The following is a 223-nucleotide window of genomic DNA, read 5'->3' on the forward strand; positions in this document are numbered from 1 at the left end:
CTCCATGCCGAAGGCGATGTTGCCCGCCACCGTCATGTTCGGATAGAGCGCATAGGACTGGAACACCATGGCGATGTCGCGCTTGGAGGGATGCAGGCCGCTGATGTCGCGTCCGTCGATCCTGATATCGCCCGAGGTGATCGTCTCCAGCCCGGCAATGGTGTTGAGCAGGGTGGACTTGCCGCAGCCGGACGGGCCGACCAGCACGAGAAAGCCGCCCTTG

General features: G+C 63.7%; 1 protein-coding gene. It reads right to left on the reverse strand.

Annotation, left to right across the window (positions count from 1 at the left end):
* Positions 1-223, reverse strand: a 223-nt coding sequence (locus ACMUVN_RS33415) for an ATP-binding cassette domain-containing protein (RefSeq protein ID WP_414816071.1), incomplete at both ends; no start/stop codon positions are given.

The sequence above is a fragment of the Rhizobium sp. IY2 genome (assembly GCF_047532935.1).
GTDB lineage: Bacteria > Pseudomonadota > Alphaproteobacteria > Rhizobiales > Rhizobiaceae > Rhizobium > Rhizobium anhuiense.